Raw genomic sequence first — 17,886 nt, forward strand, 5'->3', positions numbered from 1 at the left:
CCGACTGGTGTACGGTCGGCCGCATGCCCCACGTGCTGCACATGACCGAACTCGAACGCTGGACCTCCGGCGGCGACATCGAGGCCGACTCCCTGCGCACGCAGGGGTTCGTGCACGCCTCGCCGGACGAGCCCACGCTGCTGGCGGTGGCCAACGCGTTCTACACCGACGCCGCCGGACAGCTGGTCGCCCTCGTCGTGGACACCGGCGCGGTCGGCTGCGAGGTGCGCTGGGAGGCCGCCGAACCCGCCCCGCCGCCGGGCGCGGGGGACGACGTCCTCTTCCCGCACGTGTACGGGCCGATCCCCCGAGCAGCCGTGACGGGCGTGCGCTACCTGCGCCGCGACCCCTCGGGCCGGTACACGGGCGCCGAGGAGCGGCCCGCCACGGCCGAGGCGCTGAACCTGCTGCCGCACCCCGAGGGCGGCTGGTACCGGCAGACCTGGCACAGCGGCGTCACCGTGCACCCGCAGGGCTATCCGGGGCCGCGGTCCACCGCCACCGGCATCCACTTCCTGCTCGGCCCCGGGGAGGAGTCGCGCTGGCACCGGGTGCGCTCCGACGAGGTGTGGGTGTTCAACCGGGGCGGGCCCCTGGTGCTGGAGTACGGCGGCACGGGAGGGGCGCCCGAGCCCGACGGACAGGTGACCCTGGGCTCGGGGATCGAGCGGGGGGAACGCCTCCAGGCGGTGGTCCCGGCCGGTACCTGGCAGGCCGCCCGCCCGCTGGGCGGTGAGGAGGCCCTGGTCAGCTGCTTCGTCTCCCCCGGTTTCGACTTCGCCGACTTCGAGGCGGTCTGACCTCACCCGACCCTCTCGCGGACGCGGTCGGCGAGGTCCCCGTCGCGCGCGATCCGGGCCAGCCCGGCCGCCAGGCGCGCGACGTCGTCGCCCTCCACGAGCTTGGCGAGCTTGCCGCCGTCCTCCGGCAGGCCGACCTTCTTGGCCCCGCCCAGCACGTACTTGTCGGTGTAGGGCCGCAGCCAGGGCCACACCGCCTGGACCTCCCGGCAGAACATCACGGCGCCCGTCGGCCCGATGCCGGAGAACTCCTGGACCATCGACTCCACCCGGCTCGCCCGGTGCTCGGAGCGCTCCCCCAGCCTGCGCAGGTCACCCTGGTACTCCTCGCGCACCCGGTCGACGCACTCGCCCAGCCGGGTCGCGGTGCTCTCGTCGTAGCGCACGTAGTGCCCGCGCCCCAGCGCGTCCACGCGGTCCTGCCAGCTGAGCGAGGCCATACCGTCGGGGGTCGTGCCGCCCGCCTCGTTGAGCTCACGGGCGGCGGCGATCGCGATCCGCGCCGAGATGCGCGCGGACAGCAGGTTCACCAGCACCAGCAGCTGCCACAGCGCTGAGGGTCTGTCCGCCATCCGGATCCCGGCCTCTGCGGCGAGGGTCGTCCCCGCCTCCTCCACCACAGCGCGGGCGACGTCGGCGTTCCTGGCCATCTCCCGGTCCCCTTCCAGGTGTGGTCGGATGCGTCCTGGTACAGGGCTGATACCCGACCGGAGGACGCTGACGCGGTTGTCCACAGGGCTGTGCACAACTCTTCCCGTACGGCTCCGGACACGGGAGAGCCCCGGATCCGGGTCCCGTCCCGGTTCCGGGGCTCTCCTCCCCGCCGCGGCGCCCGGCTCCGGGCTCAGGCGTGGCTCAGTCCGTTGCGGTGGGGCGGCACGTCGCTGTGCTGGCCGACGCTGGTCGGGATCGTGTGGCGCGCCTTCCCCTTGTCGATGCCGAGGAAGCGGTTGAGGTGGCCCTTGCGGCCCACCACGAACCAGGCGATCGCCCCGAACAGCGGGAACCAGAGGATGAAGATGACCCACAGCAGCTTGCCGCCCGCGGAGGTGTCGCGGTCGACCAGCGCCGAGATGACCGCGGCGAGGAGCAGGACCAGCAGCGCCAGGCCCACGAGCGCCAGAACCACTCCGAAGATCCCGCTCATCCAGGTGACGGCCGTGTCCGCGCGGTCCGCGAGGTTCGTGATCATGGTCTCCCCCAACAAGGCACACTCCCTATTATTACGCAGAGTAACCTTTTGAGCGGGGGATCCCGTGGCGCTTCCGGTTTTCGGGCGTTTCCACTACGCAAGGACCGGATTCCGTTTCCGTGGTGACTTTCCGAACTCACGTCACTACTTTCAGGTAATTCCACCTGTCAGGCCCTCGCGCTGCTTTACTGGGAACCATGGGCGAGCTTCGGCGATCTGGCAGGTTCACTCCCCTTCTCCCTCCCGGGTCCCCCACCGGAGACGGTGGCGGCCCCGGCACCCGCGACCACGGCGTCCCCGTCCCCCTGGCCAAGCGCAGAGACCAACGGGCGACGGGAGGCCGCACGGCCGAGGCCCAGTGACCATGGGCAGGCAACCCAGGTACCTCTGGCTGGCGGAACAGCTGCGCGGGCCGATCCTGAGCGGGGAACTGCCGCCCGGCACGCGTCTGCCCTCCCGGACCCGGCTGGCGCGCTCCTACCGGGTCAGCGAGCAGATCTCCCGCACCGCGCTCCGACTCCTGGTCACCGAGGGCCTGGTCGAGTCCAGGCCCGGCTCCGGGTACTACGTGCGCACCGTCCCCGAGCTCTTCCGGATCTGCCGGACCGACTCCTCCTCCGGCTCCGGCCTGGGGCGGCTCAGCCGCGAGTCGATCGGCACCGAGCAGGAGCAGTGCGCGCCGCCGCTGAGCCTGCGGCTGCGGCTGCGCGAGGGGGAACCGGTGTACCGCACCACCTCACGCGGGCTGTCCTCGGAACTGCCCATCACCCTGCACCGGTCCTGGGAGCCCGCGTCCCTGACCGCGGGCACCCTGCGCACCCCCTTCGACAGCTCGCCCGGCAGCGGACTGCTCGAACGGCTCAGCGCGGCGGGCCACCCGGTGGACCGGGTGGTGGAGGAGGTGGGCGTCCGCGCGCTGCGCGACTCCGAGGCCTCCCTGCTCGGGTCGGCGCCGGGGATACCCGTGCTGGTGGTGGAGCGCACCCACTTCAGCGGCAACCGGCCGGTGGAGACCTCCGACCTCATCGGCTCGTCCGAGCAGTGTCGACTCCTCTACAAACTGACACTGGCCCGGCCCCGCCGCGTCGGCGACCCGCGGCGGTACTGACCCGGGCTCGCGCGGGTTCGGCGCTCCGGGACCGGAACCCGGGCGCCGTCCCCGGACACGCGTGAGGGCGGCGGCCCCCTCCTTCGAGAGGGGGCCGCCGCCCTCATCGCCCACCGGCAGCCGCACCGGTACGGACACCACCGGGCGCCTGCTCCGCCCAGCCGTTCCCCGTCACGCGGAGTGACCGACTGGAGGCGCCCGGCGGTGTGCGCGGTCAGGCCCGGGTGAACTCCCCGGCCACGACCTCGGCGATCTGCGCCGTGTTGAGCGCGGCGCCCTTGCGCAGGTTGTCACCGCACAGGAACAGGTCCAGCGACTTCGGGTCGTCCAGCGACTGGCGGATGCGGCCGACCCAGGTCGGGTCGGTGCCCACGACGTCGGCCGGGGTCGGGAACTCGCCGTTGGCCGGGTCGTCCTGGACCCGCACGCCCTCCGCGGAGCCGAGCAGCTCGCGGGCGGCGTCGGCGGGCACCTCCTCGGCGAAGGACGCGTGCACGACCAGCGAGTGGGTGGTGATCACGGGGACGCGGACGCAGGTGGCCGAGACGCGCAGGTCGGGCAGGCCCAGGATCTTGCGGGACTCGTTGCGGACCTTGAGCTCCTCCGAGGACCAGCCGCCGTCCTTGAGCGAACCCGCCCACGGAACGACGTTGTAGGCCAGCGGCGCCGGGAACGGCCCCAGCTCGCCGACGGCGGCGCGCACGTCGCCCGCGGTGTCGCCCAGACTGCGGTCGGCACCGGCCTTGGCCATCTGGTCGCGCAGGGTGTCGATGCCCTCCTGGCCGGCGCCGGAGGCGGCCTGGTAGGAGGAGACCACCAGGTCGGTGACGCCGTAGGCGCGGTGCAGGGCGCCGATGGCCACGATCATCGACAGGGTGGTGCAGTTGGGGTTGCTGATGATGCCGCGCGGGCGGTTGCGGACCTGGTCCGCGTTGACCTCGGGCACCACGAGCGGGACGTCGGGGTCCATGCGGAACGCGCCGGAGTTGTCGACGGCGACCGCGCCGCGGGCGGCGGCGACCGGCGCCCACTCCTTGGACACCTCGTCGGGGACGTCGAACATGGCGACGTCCACGCCGTCGAAGACCTCGGGGGCCAGGGCCTGGACCACGACGTCCTCGCCGCGCACGCGCAGGACCTTGCCCGCGCTGCGCGGGGAGGCGACGAGGCGGATCTCGCCCCAGACGTTCTCGCGCTGGGTCAGGATGTCCAGCATCACGGTGCCGACGGCGCCGGTGGCGCCGACGACGGCGAGGGTGGGAAGACGGTTGCTCATCGGCCGGTACCTCCGTAGACGACAGCCTCGACCTGGTCGGCGTCGAGCTGGAACTCGCTGTGGGCGGCGCGGACGGCCGCGTCGATCTGGTCCTCCTCGACGATCACCGAGATGCGGATCTCCGAGGTGGAGATCATCTCGACGTTGGTGCTCGAACCGGCGATCGCGTCGAAGAAGCGGGCGGTGACACCCGGGTAGGAGCGCATGCCCGCGCCGATCAGCGACACCTTGCCGATCTTGTCGTCGTAGCGCAGGGACTCGAACCCGACCTTGTCCTGCACCTTCTTGAGCGCGGCGACGGCCTCCTTGCCGAAGTCCTTGGGGACCGTGAAGGAGATGTCGGTGCGCGAGGTGGAGACCGCCGACACGTTCTGGACGATCATGTCGATGTTGATCTCGGCGTCGGCCAGGGCCCGGAAGATCGTCGCGGCCTCGCCGACCTTGTCGGGCACGCCGACGACGGTGATCTTGGCTTCGCTCCGGTCGTGAGAGACACCGGAGATGATCGGCTGTTCCATGCCTTCGCTTTCCTCGACTTCCGGGACGACCCAGGTCCCCGGCTTCTGGCTGAAAGATGAACGGACGTGAAGGGGGATGTTGTACTGACGCGCGTACTCGACACAGCGCAGGTGCAGGATCTTGGTCCCGGACGCCGCCATCTCCAGCATCTCCTCGTAGGAGATCTGGGGGATGCGCTGGGCGCTCGGCACGATGCGCGGGTCGGCGGTGAACACACCGTCGACGTCGCTGTAGATCTCACAGGCGTCGGCCTCCAGGGCGGCGGCCAGCGCGACGGCGGTGGTGTCGGAGCCGCCCCGGCCCAGGGACGTGATGTCCTTGGTGTCCTGGGAGACGCCCTGGAAACCGGCGACGATGCAGATCGCGCCCTCGCCCACGGCCTCCTGGATCCGGCCCGGGGTCACGTCGATGATCTTGGCGTTGCCGTGCAGCGACGTGGTGATCACACCGGCCTGGGAACCGGTGAAGGACCTGGCTTCGAACCCCAGGTTCTCGATGGCCATCGCCACGAGTGCCATGGACATGCGCTCGCCCGCGGTGACCAGCATGTCCAGTTCGCGGGCCGGCGGCATCGGGCTGACCTGCTCGGCCAGGTCCAGGAGTTCGTCGGTGGTGTCGCCCATGGCCGAGACCACGACGACGACGTCATATCCCGCCTTTTTCTGAGCGACGATCCGCTGGGCTACTCGCTTGATGGCTTCCGCGTCTGCCACGGAAGACCCACCGTACTTCTGCACGATTAGGGCCACGATCGATGCTCCTGAGGAGTTGGGATCAAGACAATGAAATGGAGTGTAGCCACAGACGACCTCATCCACCCCATCTGACCTGCGACGGGAGGGCGTGGCGTCTTGACACACCGGCGATGGGGCTTACCCGGTCAGGCGGAGGTTACTCGTGTTTCGCGCGGATGAACGGCGAATGTGAGCTAGAACTCCAGGACGCGGCGCGCTAGAACTCCAGGCTGCGGCGGCCCTCGAAGGCACGGCCGAGGGTGACCTCGTCGGCGTACTCCAGGTCGCCGCCCACGGGCAGACCGCTGGCCAGACGGGTCACCTTCAACCCCATGGGTTTGACCAGCCGCGCCAGATAGGTCGCGGTGGCCTCCCCTTCCAGGTTGGGATCCGTGGCCAGGATCAGCTCCGTCACCTGGCCGTCGGCCAGGCGGGTCATGAGTTCCTTGATGCGCAGGTCGTCGGGGCCCACACCCTCGATGGGGCTGATGGCGCCGCCCAGGACGTGGTAGCGGCCCCGGAACTCGCGGGTGCGCTCGATGGCGACGACGTCCTTGGACTCCTCGACCACGCAGATGATGGCGGGGTCGCGGCGGACGTCGCGGCAGATGCGGCACTGGTCCTCTTCGGCGACGTTGCCGCAGACCGAGCAGAAGCGCACCTTCTCCTTGACCTCGACGAGCGCGCTGACGAGGCGTTTGACGTCGGCGTGCTCGGCGGACAGGAGGTGGAAGGCGATGCGCTGCGCGCTTTTCGGACCGACGCCGGGCAGCCGCCCGAGCTCGTCGATCAGATTCTGCACCGCGCCTTCGTACATCGCCTACCCATCAGTGACGGACCGGGTCTGTCGGGGCGGTCCGTATCCCCACACCCCACCGTATCCGGCGCGGCGGACTCGCGCGTACGCGCGGGCCCGCCTGACCGGTTCCCGGTGCCGGGAACGGCGGCGGGAACGACGGGAGCGGCCCCGGTGCCGGTCCGCGGACCGGCACCGGGAGGTCCGTGCGGCTGGCGCGGACCGGGCTAGAAGCCGGGGAGGCCGGGCATGCCGCCGGGCATCCCGCCGCCGCCCAGACCCTCGGCGAGCGGGCCCATCTTCTCCTGCTGGAGCCGCTCCACCTGCGCTTCGGCGTCGCGGATGGCCGCCAGGACCAGGTCCGCGACGGTCTGGGCGCTCTCGGCGGGGTCGGCCGGGTCGATCGCCTCGGGGGCGACGGTCACGTCCTCGACCTGCCCGCGCCCGCTCAACTTGACCTTGACCAGGCCGCCGCCGGAGGTGCCCTCGACCTCGGCGTCCTCCAGCGCCTGCTGGGCCTCCACGAGCTGCTGCTGCATCTGCTGGGCCTGCTGGAGCAGGGCCTGCATGTCCATTCCGCCAGGGTTCACGGCCGTCTCCTCGCCGCACGCTTGGTGCTGGTTCTCGCTGTCATGTCGCTGTTGCTGTGAGCGTAACCGGTCATCAGCGAACATGCGGGCGGGCCCGTCGGCGGCGGGAGGAGGCGGACCGGGCCGCCGGGAGCGAGCGGCGCCGATCGGTGCGCACGCCGGGCTCCGGGAGAGCCCGCTCGACCCGATCCGGCCCCGCGCGGGCTCCTCCGCGAGGGGGCGGAGACGGCGGCGGCGCGGGGCGGGGCCGCCCGGCGGAGGACGCCGCGCCCCACCGGTAGGACGACTCTCCCGAAAGGGCACCTACCAGGAGCGAGAACCAGGAGTGGCGCTAACATCACTCTCGGTTGGAAAGGTGTTCTGCGGGGCACAAAAGTCCCGGTAGTGCCCTCGGGCACCACCGGTAACGCTGAGAGCCACGGGGGAGTGAGGACGTGTTGACCGCCAGAGAGCGCCACTCGGCGCTGGTCGAGGCGATGGTCGCGGACGGCACGCTGACCGACGCCGCCCTCACCGACACGTTCCGGTCGGTGCCCAGACACCGGTTCGTCCCCGAGACGGGCGCGCTGACCGCGCACGGGACCGCCCTCAACGCCAACAGCAACCCCGAGCGGTGGCTCGCGGCCGTGTACACCGACAACGCCATCGTGACCCAGGTCGAGGGCCCCGACCCGTCCGCGTACCGGGAGGCGCCCGACCCCCGGGCCCCCGGGTTCCGGGCGCCCGGCGAACAGGAGCCGGGGCCCCGGGAGCAGCGCGTCCACGACGACCGGGAGTCCGCTCCCTGGAGCCGCGGGTCGAGCGGCCCAGGCCCCGGGGAACGGTCGGAGGCGGCGACCTCGTCCGTCTCGGCGCCCCGGGTCCTGGCCCGCCTGCTGGAGCTGTCCGACCTCGCCAACGGGCAGAGGGTCCTGGAGGTGGGCACCGGGACCGGCTGGAACACCGCCCTGCTGGCGCACCGGCTCGGCGACAGCGCCGTCACGTCCGTGGAGACCGACCCGCGCCTGGCCGGGGTCGCCCGCGAGGCCCTGCGCGCCGAGGGCTACTCCCCCGCCGTCCACCTGGCCGACGGCTACGACGGCTACCCGCCCGGCGCGCCCTACGACCGGATCACCTCGACCTGCGGCGTGCGCCGTGTGCCGCCCGCGTGGGTGGAGCAGCTGCGCCCCGACGGCCTGGTGGTGTGCCCGTGGGGGCTGCTGGAGGGGGCCGGGGTAATCGCGCGTGTGGAGTGCCCCGGGGACGGCTCGGCCCGGGCGAGCTTCCACGGCGGTGTGGGGTTCGTGCCGCTGAGGACCCCCGACGCCCAGCCCCGCCCGGTACGGGACTCGGGACAGCAGCCCGACGAGTACCGGCTCACGCAGACCGATCCCGTGGCGCCGCTGATGGCCTTCCCGTCGGCGTTCGCGCTGTCGGTGATGGTGCCGGGCTGGCGGGTGCGGCGGCGGTGGATCGGCACCGGGTCGGGCGTGTGGGTGTTCGACCGGAGCGGCGCCTCGTGGGTGCGCGTGTACCCCTACGGCACCTCGTGGATGATCGAGCAGGGCGGCCCGAGGAGCATCTGGGACGAGTTCGAGGAGGCCCTGGAGCTGTGGAAGCGTTTGGGCGCGCCCGATCCGGACCGCTTCGGGCTCTCGGTGGGCGCCGACGGCACGCACCGGGTGTGGTTGGACTCACCCGACGGACACGGCTGGACGGTGTGACCGCGGCGGGACGCGGACGCCGACGGCCCTCTCGGAGGAGGGCCGCCGCGCGTTCACGCCTTGCCCTGGGCGCCTTCGGTCTTCTCGGACGCCGCGTCCGCGTCCTTGCCCTGCTTCTCGCGGAGCTTGCGCAGCAGCTCCTGCTTGCGCTCCACGGCGTCGTCGCTGGGACCGCCACGGCCGCCGCCCTTGCCCCCGCGAAGCGCGGAGCGCGAGACGGTGTTGCGCTGTCCGCCCATGCCCAGAAGATTGTCGCTGTTCCTGCCCACGCGGACCTCCTTTCCCTCCAGGCGAGGCGAAACGCCTCGCCAAGTCGATCCGACCTCCGTAGGATATCGGCACCAAGACGATACGTCTCGTCATTTTTCAGCGGTTAACGTGGCAGGTATGGCAGAGAACACCGCACAGGAAGAGACCAGGGTCCGCCGCGGTCCCGATCCCCGACGCCGCAGCGAACGCGCGCGGCGCGCCATCGTCGACGCCGCCACCGAGCTGATGGGCGAGGTCGGCTACGCCAGGCTCACGATGGAGGCGATCGCCGCCAGGGCCAGGGTCGGCAAGCAGACCATCTACCGCTGGTGGCCGTCCAAGGCGGCCGTGGTCCTGGACGTGTTCACCGCGCTGACCGGCGGGGTCGCCGGTGAGCCCCTGCCCGACACCGGCGACCTGGCCCAGGACATGCGGACGGTGCTGCGCGCCACGGCGGACGAGTTCCGCATCCCGGAGATGGACCGGACCACGCGCGCGTTCACCGTCGAGCTCCAGCACGATCCCGCCTTCGCCGAGGTCGTCCAGGAACGCCTGCTGGGCCCGAACGCGCGGGCGTTCGAGGACCGGCTGCGCTCCGCCGTGGCGGCGGGCGAGGTGGACCCGGAGATCGACCTGCGGCTGGCCACGGAGCTGTTCCTCGGACCGTTCCACCAGCGCTGGCTGCTGCGCACCGGGCCGCTCACGCACGAGTACGTGGACGAGCTCGTGGACACGGTGCTGCGCGCGCTGCGCCCCCGGGACTGACGCCGCGGACCGCCGGAACGCTCCCGCCGTGGACGATCCCGCTCCCGGAGGCGCTGTCGGCGGCCCACCGTGCTCCCGGGAGCGGGAACACCGGCGAGGAGGCTTCCGCGCACCACACCGTCAACGGTCGGCGCACCGGCCCCGGGGAACCCGACCCGCCGGCGGCGGCGGACGCGTGACCGGGGAACCTAGAGGGACGGGTCCGGGGCCTCGTGCTCGATCTCGTCGATGACCCGGCCGCCGAGCTCGGACTCGATCAGCCCGGCGCCCGACGCCCCCGAGGCGCTGGAGGGCCGGGAGGCTCCCGCTCCGCCCGGGGCGGCTCCGGCGGGCGGCGCCGCGCTCTCGGGCCGCGGCGGGGCGGGCTGGGAGGGCGGGGCCTGCTCGACCACGGGCGAGGAGTCGCCGTACTCGGGCGGCGGCGCGGCGGCCGCGTCCTCGTAGGGGTCGGGCGGCGGTTCCTGGAGTCCGGTGACGATGCGGTCCGGCGGCGGCCCGGTCGGCGCGGGCTCCGGTGCGGGGTTCGGGGCCGCAGCGGGTTGCGGAGCCTGTGCGGGGCTCGGGCCGGAGGCCGCCTGCGGCGCGGGTTCGGGCGCCCCGGACCGCACGGGTTCGGCGGCGGGCGCGTCCCATCCGGCGGGTTCGGCCGGGCGCGCGGGCTCGGGCCTGCGCGCGGGGGCGGCGGAGGCCGCGGCGGCGCTGCCCGCGGCGGCGACGCGCACCTCCATGCCCAGGACCTGCTGGATCGCGGCGGCCACCACCTGGTCGCTGCCGCTGTTGCTGAAGCCCTTGGCCTCGTTGGGCCGCGAGAAGCCGAGCAGGACGGCGTTGCCCTCCACACCGACCGGACGGACCTCGCTGCCGCTCAGCACCATCCAGGTGAACCGGCGGCGGCCCTTGACCGCCTCCAGGATCTGCGGCCAGGCGCCCTGCACGCGCCCCAGGTCCAAGGAGCCGCCGGACGCCGCGGGCGCCTGGCTCCGCGCGGGGGCGGCCTGCCGGGCCGGGACGTCCCAGCCCGCGGGCTCGGAGCGCTGCTGTGCCGGGGTCGGGGCGGCGGGGGCCTCCGCAGGAGCCGGAGCGACCGACGGGGCCGGAGCCGCGGCGGCGCGCACGGGTTCGGAGGGCACCACCGGAGAGGCCGGGGTGACCGGTGCGGGAGCGGGCTGGACCGGTGCGGGAGCGGGCTGAACCGGTGCGGCGGAAGGGGCGGGGGCACCGGAGGCGATCCGGCGCTCCATCTGCTCCAGGCGAGCCAGCAGGGCCACGCCCTGGTCGCCGTCGGCGGCCGGGAGAAGCACCCGCGAGCACATGAGTTCCAGCAGCAGACGGGGCGCGGTGGCGCCGCGCATCTCGGTCAGGCCCTGGTTGAGGATGTCGGCCGCGCGGCTCAGCTCGGCCGGGCCCAGGCGCGCGGCCTGGTCCTTCATCCGCTCGGTCGCCTCCGGATCGACGTTGACCAGGCCCTTGTCCAGGGCGTCGGGCACGGCGGCCAGGACGACCAGGTCGCGGAAGCGCTCCAGCAGGTCCGTGGTGAACCGGCGCGGGTCGAGTCCGCCCTCCACCACGCGGTCGATCAGGCCGAACACGGCGGCGCCGTCGCGGGAGCCGAGAGCGTCGACCATCTCGCCGAGCAGGCTGGAGTCGGTGTAGCCCAGCAGGGAGACGGCGCCCTCCCGGGTGATGCCGCCCTCGTCCGAACCGGCGATGAGCTGGTCCAGCACCGAGAGCGTGTCGCGCGCCGAGCCCGCGCCCGCGCGCACGACCAGCGGCAGCGCGGCCGGGTCGTAGGAGACGCCCTCCTCCTTGAGCAGGTCCTCCATGAGCTCCTTGAGGGTGCTCGGCGGGATCAGGCGGAACGGGTAGTGGTGGGTCCGCGAGCGGATCGTGCCGATGACCTTCTCGGGCTCGGTGGTCGCGAACACGAACTTCAGGTGCGGCGGGGGCTCCTCGACCAGCTTGAGGAGGGCGTTGAAGCCCTCCCGGGTCACCATGTGCGCCTCGTCGATGATGTAGATCTTGTAGCGCGAGTTGACCGGGGAGAAGAAGGCGCGTTCGCGCAGGTCGCGGGCGTCGTCCACACCGCCGTGGGAGGCTGCGTCGATCTCGATGACGTCGATGCTGCCGCCCCCGTCGGGGGCCAGGGCGACGCAGGAGTCGCAGGTGCCGCAGGGGTCGGGGGTGGGGCCCTCGGCGCAGTTGAGGGAGCGGGCCAGGATGCGGGCGCTGGTGGTCTTGCCGCAGCCGCGCGGGCCGCTGAACAGGTAGGCGTGGTTGATCCGTCCGCTGCGCAGCGCCTGGCGCAGCGGGTCCGTCACGTGTTCCTGGCCACGCACCTCGCCGAACGTCGCGGGCCGGTACTTGCGGTACAGCGCGATGCTCACGGTGTGATTCCTCCCCTGGTCCCTGCCACGTGTCCATTCAACCCGCGGGCGGTGACAGCTCGCGCCGGTTGACGAGGACCGGGAGGGGTTCGACCGGGCCGGAGAAAGACAAAGGACCCCCCGCGCACCCGCCAGAGCCCATTTATCCTTGCTGCCTTCCGGCCCTGGGGAGGTTCATAGGGTGACGCCGCACGAGGGGTCTGCCCCGAGTGTATCCGAACCCCGGACCGCTCGGGCAACCCGTGCCCCGGCCCTCCCCCCGGGGCGGGTCGCCTCCGGAGCGGGTCCTCCTCCGGAACACGGAAACCGGGCGGAACGCACCTCCCGGACCGGGCGTCTCATCTCGGGCACAGGGCCCACGGGCCCGGACCGGCACACACGTAACCTCTCAGAGATCATGGACGGCATGGGCATGCTCGACCGGCTCGATTCCACCGACAGCTCCGCGGAGCGCCGCGACCTCATCGTCGCCACGCTGGAGAACGCCTTCTCGGACCTGATGGCCGCCGACCCGGCGGCGTTCCGCGTCAAGTTCCGCAAGATGGCGGCCAACCCGTTCGCCTTCTACCGGGGCAGCGCCGCGCTCTTCTACGACGACGTCTCGGGCATGGACGACCCCTGGGCCGACGAGCGCACCTCGCGGGTGTGGATCCAGGGCGATCTGCACGCGGAGAACTTCGGCACCTACATGGACTCCACCGGGCGGCTGGTGTTCGACGTCAACGACTTCGACGAGGCCTACCTCGGCCACTTCACCTGGGACGTGCTCAGGTTCGCGGCCAGCATCGGGGTCATGGGCTGGCAGAAGGCCCTGTCCGACGAGGACATCAGCGCGCTCCTGCCGCACTACCTCGACGCCTACATCGCCCAGGTGCGCGAGTTCGCGACGACGGGCAACGACTCGGAGTTCTCGCTCAAGCTGGGCAACACCGACGGCACCGTGCACGACGTGCTCCAGCAGACCCGGCTCAACAGCCGCGCCGAGATGCTGTCGTCCATGACGACCCGCGACGGGTACACCCGCCGCTTCGCCGAGGGCCCCCGGGCGCGCCGCCTGGACGACGCCGAGCGGGAGCGGGTCCTGGCCGCCTACGAGGCCTACCTGGGCACCATTCCCGAGGACCGGCGGTACGCGTCGATCAACTACGCGGTCAAGGACGTGGTGGGCAGCGGCGGCTTCGGGATCGGCTCGGCGGGACTGCCCGCCTACACCCTGCTCATCGAGGGCCAGTCGGAGGCGTGGGACAACGACATCGTGCTGTCCATGAAGCAGGGCAACGTGGCGGCGCCCTCGCGTGTGGTGACCGACCAGCGCATCATGGACCACTTCCAGCACCACGGGCACCGCACCGCGATGTCCCAGCGGGCGCTCCAGGCGCACGCGGACCCGCTGCTGGGCCACACCGAGATGGGCGGCGTGGGCTTCGTGGTGAGCGAGGTCTCCCCCTACACCAACGACCTGGACTGGGACGACCTCACCGAGCCCGCGGAGATCGCGCCGGTGCTCGACTACCTGGGGCGCGCCACCGCCAAGGCGCACTGCGTGTCCGACTCGCACGCGGACGCCACGCTCGTGCGCGGCCAGACCGAGGAGGCGGTCATGGCGGTGCTCGACGGCCGCGAGGCGGAGTTCACGCGGTGGTGCGTGGACTTCGCGCACCGGTACGCGGCCCAGACCCGGGCCGACTACTCGCTGTTCGTGGACGCCTTCCGCAACAACGCCATCAGCGCGGTGAGGTCCAGCCGGGACCTGTGACCCGGGGTCGGGAGGCCCGGTCCCGGGCCCGTCCGGGCGGCCCTGGGAGGGGCCGCGAAAACCTGTTCAGAGCACCCCGTGACGGCATGTAGAGTTGTTCGCGGAGGATTCGCCTAGTGGCCTAGGGCGCACGCTTGGAAAGCGTGTTGGTGGCAACGCCTCAGGGGTTCGAATCCCCTATCCTCCGCGGCGGCTAGCAGCCGAAACGCAAGGCCCCGACCGGACACCGGTCGGGGCCTTCGTCGCCCCTAGGCCCAGTCGGCCTGTTCAGGATCGGGATCGCCCTCCTCCCGCAGGTCCCCCGCGGCCTCCCGCTCCAGGGCGGCCCGGCCCCGCTCCCCCGGTACGCGAGGTGCGCCCGCGACCCTTTTTGCAACTTGTTGCATAATGAGTGCGGGCCGGCCGGACACAGGCCCGCGAGGCACCGCGCGAGGAGACGACATGGGCGACTACCCCCACCTGCTGGAACCGCTGGACCTGGGCTTCACCACCCTCGCCAACCGCGTGGTCATGGGCTCCATGCACCTGGGCCTGGAGGAGGCGCCGGGCGGCTTCGAGCGGATGGCCGCCTTCTACGCCGAGCGCGCCCGGGGCGGCGTCGGCCTCATCGTCACCGGCGGCATCGCCCCCAACCCCGAGGGCGCCACCTACAAGGGCGCCGCGAAGATGACCACCGAGGCGGAGGCCGAGGAGCACCGCGTGGTCACCTCGGCGGTGCACCGCGAGGGCGGGCGCATCGCCATGCAGATCCTGCACACCGGCCGCTACGCCTTCAATGAGGACGCCGTGGCGCCGAGCGCGGTCCAGGCCCCCATCAGTGCCTTCACGCCCCGGGCGCTCACCGGCGACGAGGTCGAGCGCACCATCGAGGACTTCGCCCGCTCCGCCGAACTGGCCAGGCACGCCGGGTACGACGGCGTGGAGATCATGGGCTCCGAGGGGTACCTGATCAACCAGTTCGTCGCCCAGGCCACCAACAGGCGCGAGGACGACTGGGGCGGCTCCTTCGAGAACCGCATGCGCTTCCCCGTGGAGATCGTGCGGCGCGTGCGCGAACGCGTCGGCCCCGACTTCATCGTGGTCTACCGGCTGTCCATGCTCGACCTGGTGCCCGGCGGCTCCACGTTCGACGAGGTGGTCCGGCTGGCGAAGGCCGTGGAGGAGGCCGGGGCGACCATCATCAACACCGGCATCGGCTGGCACGAGGCGCGCATCCCCACCATCGCCACGTCCGTCCCGCGCGGCGCCTACAGCTGGGTGACCCGCAGGCTCCGGGGCCAGGTGTCCGTGCCGCTCGTCGCGGTCAACCGCATCAACACCCCCGAGGTGGCCGAGGCGATCCTGGCCGGGGGCGACGCCGACATGGTCTCCCTGGCCCGCCCCTTCCTGGCCGACCCCGACTTCGTCGCCAAGGCCGCGGCGGGTACCCCCGAGCAGATCAACACCTGCATCGGCTGCAACCAGGCCTGCCTGGACCACACGTTCAGTCTGAAGACCAGCTCCTGCCTGGTGAACCCGCGCGCCTGCCACGAGACCGAACTCGTGCTCTCCCCCACCCGCCTGCGCAGGAGGGTGGCCGTCGTGGGCGCCGGACCCGCCGGGCTCGCCTTCTCCGTGTCCGCCGCCGAGCGAGGGCACGAGGTCACGCTGTTCGACGCGGCCGGGGAGATCGGCGGCCAGCTGAACCTGGCCCGCCGCGTGCCGGGCAAGCGGGAGTTCGACGAGACCCTGCGCTACTACCGGGTCCAGCTCGACCGGCACGGGGTGGACGTGCGGCTGGGCGCCCGGGTGGGGGCCGCCGACCTGGAGGGCTACGACGAGGTCGTGCTCGCCACCGGCGTCACCCCGCGCGTGCCGGGGATCCCGGGCGTGGACCACCCCAAGGTGGTGGGCTACGCGGACGTCCTGCGCGGGAACGTCGAGGTCGGCGAGCGCGTGGCGGTCATCGGCGCGGGCGGCATCGGCTTCGACGTGGCCGCCTTCCTCACCGACGGCGGGGGCGACGTCGACACCGGGGAGTTCCTGCGCAGGTGGGGCGTGGACACCGACCCCGCTTCCAGGGGCGGCCTCGGCGAGCCCCGGCGTCCGGCGTCGCCGCGCACCGTGCACCTGGTCCAGCGCAGGGCCGGCAAGGTCGGCGCGGGCCTGGGCAGGACCACGGGGTGGATCCACCGGTTGGAGCTGCGCCACCGCGGCGTGGAGACGGTCGCGGGGGCCGAGTACGACCGGATCGACGACGAGGGCCTGCACCTGACCGTCGACGGGGAGAAGCGCGTTCTCGACGTGGACACCGTCGTGGTGTGCGCGGGCCAGGAGCCGCTCCGTGACCTCGCCGACGAGCTGACCGCCTCGGGCCGCGCGGTCCACCTGATCGGCGGCGCCGACGAGGCGGCCGAGCTCGACGCCAAGCGGGCGATCGACCAGGGCACCCGCCTGGCCGCCGCGCTGTGACGCCCGCCCCGGCCTCCCCGGCGCAAGGGCCCGGGAAGGCCGGGGAAAGCCGGGTTCAAGGTTCCGCGCGGCTCCGGTTCCCGTGAGTGACACGCGCGCGCTCCGGGTAGCCGCACCACCATGAGAATCGGTGAACGCATCCGCCGGATCGAACGCGACGAGCAGCTCGACCCCGCGGTCTCCAGCATGAAGAGCCTGGCCGAACGGATCCCGTCCGGCACCGTCCGCGACATGCTGCACGGGGTCCAGCTCGGCCACCCCGTCCATCCGATCCTGGTGCAGCTGCCCCTCGGTACGTGGATGGCGGCGGTCCTGCTGGACTCGCTGCCCGGGGACCACCGGCGCAGCGCGCACGCGCTGGTCAACGCCGGGCTGGTCACGACCCTGCCCGCCGTGGTGAGCGGCCTGGCGGACTGGTCGCAGCAGCACGAGCGCCAGCAGCGCGTGGGCGTGGTCCACGCGGCGACCAACGGCGTCGGCACTCTGCTGTTCGGCGCCTCCTCGCTGGCGCGGGCCCGCGGCCGCCAGGGCTGGGGGAGGCTCCTGGCGCTGGTCGGCGTGGGCATGGTCGGCCTGAGCGGGTCCCTGGGCGGGCACATGGCCTACTACCGGTCGGCGGGCGCCAACAGCGCCGACCACCTGGTCGACCTGCTGCCCGAGGGCTGGCACGACCTCGGCCCGCTGGACGGGTTCGACGACGGCGGGCTCGGCGGGGGCGACGTGGCGGGCGTCCCGGTCCTGGTGGCGCGGACGGGCGGCTCCGTGAGCGCGATGCTGGGCACGTGTCCGCACATGGGCGCGCCCCTGGCAGAGGGCGAGCGGGTGGACGGGTGCGTGCGCTGCCCCTGGCACGGCAGCGAGTTCCGCCTGGACGACGGAACGGTGGTCCACGGACCCGCGACCGCTCCGCCGCAGGTCCTGGAGGCGTCGGTCGTGGAGGGCCGGGTGATGGTCCGCCTGCCCGAGTCCGCCCCGTGACGGAACGCGGCTTCCGCGACGCTGCCTAGAATGCGCCCATGTCCCTGCCCCACGCCATCCTGACCGCCCTGCTGGAGAAGCCCTCGTCCGGCCTGGAGCTGGCCCGGCGCTTCGACCGCTCGATCGGGTACTTCTGGTCGGCCACCCACCAGCAGATCTACCGGGAGCTGGGCAAGCTGGAGCGGGCGGCGCTGATCCGGGCGCTGGCGGCGGACGGGCCGACCCGCGGAGGGCGCAAGGAGTACGAGGTGCTGCCCGCGGGACGGGAGGAGCTGGAGCGCTGGGTGGACCTGCGCGAGGACCCCAGGGCCTCCCGCGACCCGCTGCCGCTGCGGCTGCGCGCCGCCGGGGTGGTGGGCGTGCGCGGTCTGGTCCCGGAACTGCGCCGCCACCGCGACCTGCACCTGCTGCGGCTGGAGGAGTACCGAGGGTTCGAGCGGCGCGACTACCCGGACGGGCCCGTCACCGAACGGGAGCGGGTCCAGCGCCTGGTGCTGCTCGGCGGCATCGACGTGGAGGCCGGGTGGGTGGCGTGGCTGACCCGCGCCGTCGAGGAGCTGGAGGGCGCCCCGGACGCCTGACCGC

General features: G+C 72.7%; 16 protein-coding genes, 1 tRNA gene and 1 other RNA gene. 9 read left to right on the forward strand and 9 right to left on the reverse strand.

The window, feature by feature from the left end; genetic code table 11:
• Positions 1 to 23: 23 nt before the first annotated feature.
• Positions 24 to 800: a cupin domain-containing protein gene (locus tag EV372_RS10495; protein WP_130395865.1), complete on the forward strand. Its 777-nt coding sequence runs from the start codon at positions 24 to 26 to the stop codon at positions 798 to 800.
• A 2-nt stretch (positions 801 to 802) separates the two neighbouring features.
• Here the strand turns inward: EV372_RS10495 and EV372_RS10500 are convergent, their stop codons facing one another.
• Positions 803 to 1,450, reverse strand: coding sequence for an endonuclease (locus EV372_RS10500; protein WP_130395866.1), 648 nt, complete (start codon positions 1,448 to 1,450; stop codon positions 803 to 805).
• A 194-nt stretch (positions 1,451 to 1,644) separates the two neighbouring features.
• Entirely contained in the window at positions 1,645 to 1,992 is a 348-nt protein-coding gene (locus tag EV372_RS10505) for a PLD nuclease N-terminal domain-containing protein (RefSeq protein WP_130395867.1), read from the reverse strand.
• Between the two features lie 364 nt (positions 1,993 to 2,356).
• On the opposite strand from EV372_RS10505, the gene EV372_RS10510 reads away from it, so the two are divergent.
• Positions 2,357 to 3,100, forward strand: coding sequence for a GntR family transcriptional regulator (locus EV372_RS10510; RefSeq protein WP_013155802.1), 744 nt, complete (start codon positions 2,357 to 2,359; stop codon positions 3,098 to 3,100).
• Between the two features lie 214 nt (positions 3,101 to 3,314).
• Here EV372_RS10510 and EV372_RS10515 read toward each other — a convergent pair whose 3' ends face one another.
• The 4 genes from EV372_RS10515 to EV372_RS10530 form a co-directional block, all read right to left on the reverse strand.
• Positions 3,315 to 4,376, reverse strand: coding sequence for an aspartate-semialdehyde dehydrogenase (locus tag EV372_RS10515; RefSeq protein ID WP_019609489.1), 1,062 nt, complete (start codon positions 4,374 to 4,376; stop codon positions 3,315 to 3,317).
• Positions 4,373 to 5,644: an aspartate kinase gene (locus EV372_RS10520; protein WP_013155804.1), complete on the reverse strand. Its 1,272-nt coding sequence runs from the start codon at positions 5,642 to 5,644 to the stop codon at positions 4,373 to 4,375. The genes EV372_RS10515 and EV372_RS10520 overlap by 4 nt, the downstream gene beginning before the upstream one ends.
• Positions 5,645 to 5,846: 202 nt before the next feature.
• Positions 5,847 to 6,446 carry a recombination mediator RecR gene (recR, locus tag EV372_RS10525; RefSeq protein ID WP_013155805.1) on the reverse strand — a complete coding sequence of 200 codons (600 nt, stop codon included), beginning with the start codon at positions 6,444 to 6,446 and terminating at the stop codon, positions 5,847 to 5,849.
• A gap of 206 nt (positions 6,447 to 6,652) precedes the next feature.
• Entirely contained in the window at positions 6,653 to 7,000 is a 348-nt protein-coding gene (locus tag EV372_RS10530) for a YbaB/EbfC family nucleoid-associated protein (RefSeq protein ID WP_017562872.1), read from the reverse strand.
• Positions 7,001 to 7,452: 452 nt separating this feature from the next.
• On the opposite strand from EV372_RS10530, the gene EV372_RS10540 reads away from it, so the two are divergent.
• Complete coding sequence (locus EV372_RS10540; protein WP_130398858.1) at positions 7,453 to 8,718, forward strand: methyltransferase domain-containing protein; 1,266 nt, start codon at positions 7,453 to 7,455, stop codon at positions 8,716 to 8,718.
• Between the two features lie 53 nt (positions 8,719 to 8,771).
• Here the strand turns inward: EV372_RS10540 and EV372_RS10545 are convergent, their stop codons facing one another.
• A complete protein-coding gene (locus EV372_RS10545; RefSeq protein WP_165435978.1) occupies positions 8,772 to 8,987 on the reverse strand; it encodes a DUF6243 family protein in 216 nt (71 codons plus the stop codon).
• Positions 8,988 to 9,105: 118 nt separating this feature from the next.
• On the opposite strand from EV372_RS10545, the gene EV372_RS10550 reads away from it, so the two are divergent.
• The gene (locus tag EV372_RS10550) at positions 9,106 to 9,732 is read left to right on the forward strand and encodes a TetR/AcrR family transcriptional regulator (RefSeq protein ID WP_130395869.1); all 627 of its coding nucleotides are present in this window, start codon (positions 9,106 to 9,108) and stop codon (positions 9,730 to 9,732) included.
• 188 nt (positions 9,733 to 9,920) lie between these two features.
• Here EV372_RS10550 and EV372_RS10555 read toward each other — a convergent pair whose 3' ends face one another.
• Together EV372_RS10555 and ffs are read right to left on the reverse strand one after the other, a co-directional pair.
• On the reverse strand, positions 9,921 to 12,116 hold the full coding sequence (locus EV372_RS10555) for a DNA polymerase III subunit gamma and tau (protein ID WP_130395870.1): 2,196 nt from the start codon (positions 12,114 to 12,116) through the stop codon (positions 9,921 to 9,923).
• 108 nt (positions 12,117 to 12,224) lie between these two features.
• An RNA gene (gene ffs / locus EV372_RS10560) (signal recognition particle sRNA small type) lies at positions 12,225 to 12,320 on the reverse strand.
• A gap of 193 nt (positions 12,321 to 12,513) precedes the next feature.
• Between ffs and EV372_RS10565 the strand changes: the two genes are divergently transcribed.
• The 5 genes from EV372_RS10565 (at position 12,514) to EV372_RS10585 (ending at position 17,882) form a co-directional block, all read left to right on the forward strand.
• Positions 12,514 to 13,872 carry a DUF2252 domain-containing protein gene (locus EV372_RS10565; RefSeq protein WP_130395871.1) on the forward strand — a complete coding sequence of 453 codons (1,359 nt, stop codon included), beginning with the start codon at positions 12,514 to 12,516 and terminating at the stop codon, positions 13,870 to 13,872.
• Positions 13,873 to 13,974: 102 nt separating this feature from the next.
• Positions 13,975 to 14,059 (forward strand) — tRNA-Ser (locus tag EV372_RS10570).
• A gap of 254 nt (positions 14,060 to 14,313) precedes the next feature.
• Positions 14,314 to 16,323 (forward strand): NADPH-dependent 2,4-dienoyl-CoA reductase, encoded by a 2,010-nt coding sequence (locus EV372_RS10575; RefSeq protein ID WP_130395872.1) that lies wholly within the window; start codon positions 14,314 to 14,316, stop codon positions 16,321 to 16,323.
• Positions 16,324 to 16,443: 120 nt separating this feature from the next.
• Positions 16,444 to 17,301, forward strand: a complete 858-nt coding sequence (locus EV372_RS10580) for a Rieske (2Fe-2S) protein (protein ID WP_130395873.1) — start codon at positions 16,444 to 16,446, stop codon at positions 17,299 to 17,301.
• A 38-nt stretch (positions 17,302 to 17,339) separates the two neighbouring features.
• Positions 17,340 to 17,882, forward strand: coding sequence for a PadR family transcriptional regulator (locus tag EV372_RS10585; RefSeq protein ID WP_130395874.1), 543 nt, complete (start codon positions 17,340 to 17,342; stop codon positions 17,880 to 17,882).
• Positions 17,883 to 17,886: the final 4 nt, after the last annotated feature.

The sequence above is a fragment of the Nocardiopsis sp. CNZ308 genome, assembly GCF_004217075.1.